4 protein-coding genes are annotated in these 3,668 nt (G+C 61.9%); all 4 read left to right on the forward strand.

Annotated elements, in window-relative coordinates; all coding sequences use genetic code 11:
* On the forward strand, positions 1–638 hold a 638-nt coding region (locus M3498_17520; protein MDQ3461065.1), incomplete at its 5' end, for a substrate-binding domain-containing protein.
* Positions 639–734: 96 nt separating this feature from the next.
* Positions 735–1,976 (forward strand): extracellular solute-binding protein, encoded by a 1,242-nt coding sequence (locus tag M3498_17525; protein MDQ3461066.1) that lies wholly within the window; start codon positions 735–737, stop codon positions 1,974–1,976.
* A 121-nt stretch (positions 1,977–2,097) separates the two neighbouring features.
* Positions 2,098–3,156: a sugar ABC transporter permease gene (locus M3498_17530; GenBank protein ID MDQ3461067.1), complete on the forward strand. Its 1,059-nt coding sequence runs from the start codon at positions 2,098–2,100 to the stop codon at positions 3,154–3,156.
* On the forward strand, positions 3,156–3,668 hold a 513-nt coding region (locus M3498_17535; protein MDQ3461068.1), incomplete at its 3' end, for a carbohydrate ABC transporter permease. The genes M3498_17530 and M3498_17535, both read left to right, overlap by 1 nt.

Here is a 3,668-nt window from a genome sequence, read left to right on the forward strand (position 1 = left end):
GGCTCGCCGACGGCATGATCCTCCTGGGCGCCCAAGAGGACGACCCGCGCCTCGCCTACTTGCAGAGCCAAGGCGTTCCCTTCGTCCTCATCGGCCACGGCGAAGGCATTCGCTGGGTCGCGCCCGACGACTACGGCGGCGGGCGGCAGGCCGCCGAGCACCTCTTGCGGCTGCAGCACGAGGAGGTCGTCCACGTCAGCGGCTTCACCAGCAGCCAGGCCTTTTTCGATCGCTACCAGGGCTTTAGGGACGTGCTGGCGGAAGCGGGTCTCGAGGTCCAGGGTGCGCAGCTTCTGGACGGCGAGTTTACCAGCCTGGGCGCCTACCGCGCCCTTCGCCATGCCTATGAGAAAGGCCTGCGCTTTACGGCGGTCTTCGCCGCCACCGACGAGATGGCGCTCGGCGTCATCGCCGCTCTGGAGGACCTGGGGCTGCGCGTGCCGGCGGACGTGTCGGTGGTCGGCTTCGACGACCTGCCCGGCATCGGCGACGGCCTCACCACCATCAGACAGGATATCTCGCGCATTGCCAGTGTGGCCGTGGCGCTGCTCAAGGAAGGGCTGAGGGGCGAGCCGCTGCGCCATGAAACGGTGCCGGTGCGCCTGGTGGTCCGCGGGACCACCGCCAGGAGGAGGTGAGCAACGCCCACAACGCCACATGCCAGCAAGACCGCCATGTCGCAACGCAACTCGTTGTTTGTAGCGCTCATTCGAGCGAGCCCATCAGGAGGAACCATGACCATCCCACGCCTTATCCTCACCCTCATCGCCCTGAGCTTTTTGAGCGCGGCCCTGGCGCAAACCACCGTGCGCATTATGGGCTACGGGGGCAACCAGGACCCGGTCATCGTTGCCGGGCTGCTCAATGACGTCATTGCTGACGAGTTGGCGGCCGAAGGCATCACGGTGCAATACGAACCACTTCAGGACTACGACCCCGCCATCGTTAATGCCCTCTCGGCGGGCACCGCCGCCGACATTTTCCAGCTTCCTTCCGCCACCGCGCCGGGACTCATCGCCACTGGCAGGCTCTTGCCGCTCGACGGCCTGGTTGACACGGAAGCCTTCATTCCGGCTCTCATCGAAACCTACACCATCGACGGAACACTTTATGGCATCCCAAAAGACTTCAACACGTTAGCGGTCTTCTATAACGAGGATCTGTTTGACGAGGCAGGGGTTGAGTATCCAAACGCCGAAGACACCTGGGAAACTTTTGCCGAAAAGCTCCGGGGCGTGGCGGCGCTTGGCGATGATGTCTACGGCGCCTGCCTTGGCGCAGACTTTGCCCGAATGGGCGCCTTCGCTTACGCTAACGGCTGGGAGCCTTTGGACGAAGAGGGTAATACCGATCTGCTAGATCCGGCCTTTGTCGAGGCGTTTGAATGGTTTACTGGGTTGGTTAGAGAAGGGGTCGCCGTGCAACCCAGCGACATCGGCGCAGGCTGGCCGGGCGACTGTCTGGCCGGCGACAACGTTGGGGTTGCCCTCGAGGGTGCCTGGATGATCACCTTTTTGAACAGCTCCGCGCCCAACCTGCAATACGGTACTACCCTGATGCCTAAGGCCGCCACGGGCGACCGGGGTAACTTCCTTTTTGCCGGCGCCTGGGGCGTGAATGCCGACTCGCCCAACCGCGACGCGGCCCTGAAGGTGCTCGAGCTTCTCACCAGCGAAGAGGCGCAGCAGTACACGCTCGAGACCGGTCTGGCGATCCCCAGCCGCACGGTCCTGTCCGATAGCCCCTTCTTCGCGGAGGAAACGCCTCAAGCCCAGGCCAACCTGACAATCTTTGAAGGTGCCTCCGACGGCAACGTCTTTGGCTTCCAGTTCGGCGCGATAGGCACCGACTTCCTAGCGCCCATCAACAATGCGCTGTCCGCCGTGATGACGGGCCAGCAAGATGTCGAGACCGCGCTACAAAGCGCCCAAGCGGAGCTGGACGCGCTGAGCGAACGCGCGCGCACACGCCAGTAGCTTCCTTTGGAGGTGGCCTTGGCCACCTCCAACTCTTCATTCAGCTCTTTAAGCGAGGTGAGCGGATTTGAAGTTCAGGCGTCAAGAAACGACGGCGGCGTACCTTTTCCTTGCGCCTTTTTTGATCACGCTGCTGATCTTTTTCATCTATGCCACGGTGCGGGCCGTCTATTTCAGCTTTACCGACTACGACCTCTTCAACGAACCGCAGTGGGTGGGCTTTAGGAATTACATCAACCTTTTTAGCGAGGAAAACTTCTTGCTGGCGCTCAGAAACTCCCTGTTCTTCGCGGCGGTCGTGACCACCGTGCAGACCTTCGGTGCCTTGGTGATGGCCGCTATTCTGAACACAAAAATACGCGGGCTCAACTTCTTCCGCGCCGCCTACTACATGCCCAGCGTAACGAGCAGCGTGGTCATCACCCTGATCTTCCTCTGGATGTACCAGCGGCGGGGCCTCTTCAACTATCTTGCTACGCAATTTCAGACCTACTTGCCCTTGCTTGTGGTTTTTTTGGGCATTTTGGTTGTGGTGCAAGTTGCCCAAGTTGCCCTTGAGAAGCGGCAGGGTCTGCCCGTCAGGTGGCTCGACCCGGCGCTCTTTGTGGTGGCCTTTCTAGTCGCAGTAGCAGGCACCTGGGCGCTTACCTTTAGCGGCATCATCGCGCCGCGCGCGGTGCCGCCTGTGGACTTCATCTGGTTGCAGACGCGCCAGGAAATCCCTTCCGGTGCCCCCTGGTACCTCTCCATACCCATCCCCCTTATTGCCATCATGATCCAGAACATCTTCACCACCATCCCCACCTTCATGCTAATGTTCCTGGCAGCCCTGCAGGATGTGCCTAAGTCCTACTACGAAGCGGCGGCCTTGGACGGCGCCACCCCGGCGCAGCAGTTCTTCTATATCACCATGCCCTCAGTCCAGCCCATTACTTTCCTGGTCGTTACCCTCAGTCTTATTGGTACTCTGCAGATGTTTGACCAGGTAGCCATCTTCGGAGACGCGGTGCCGCTCCGTTCGGTCATCACCTTGGCCTACTTCGTCTACAACCGCATGTTCCCCGGCGCCCAACTTCCCGAGGTGGGTTTTGCCTCGGCTGCGGCCATGTTCCTGGCGATTCTCACTCTCTTCATCGTGCTCTTGCAACGCCGTTTTATCCGTTCGGAAGGTGGTCGCTGATGGCGCGGGCGCTTGCACCCGACGCCAGACCCGAGTGGGTCAGCCAGCAAGACTTCGAACGCTGGCAGGCGCGGCGCCGCTGGGCGCGCGCGGGCATCATGTACACGGTGATGCTCTTTTTCGCTGTCATCTTTCTGGGACCACTGCTCTTTGCGACCGTCTCGAGCGTGAAGACCGACCCGCTCGAATACCCGCCTACGCTGGCGGTTCAGCAACTCTCGCCGCGAAACTGGGCGGCCGCCGCCCGGCTGGGTGTCGCGGGCGCAGGCGACCGCTGGTGGGGCGGCTTCGCCCCCGGCGCCAACGTGCCCTTTGAGGTCACCTACTTTGTGTCCGCGGGACGGGAGCCGGAAGTGCCTGAGGTGGACGTGCCGCGCCGCCGCCCCGGCGCTGGTCTTGGCGCGAGGCAGGTCATCGACTATGCGGCCGACTATGCGACCATCACGGAGATACAGGAAACCTCTAGAGAGGAGGGCAGCTACAGTATTGGTGGGCAGGAGGTGTCCGGCCAA

The sequence above is a fragment of the Deinococcota bacterium genome (assembly GCA_030858465.1).
GTDB lineage: Bacteria > Deinococcota > Deinococci > Deinococcales > Trueperaceae > JALZLY01.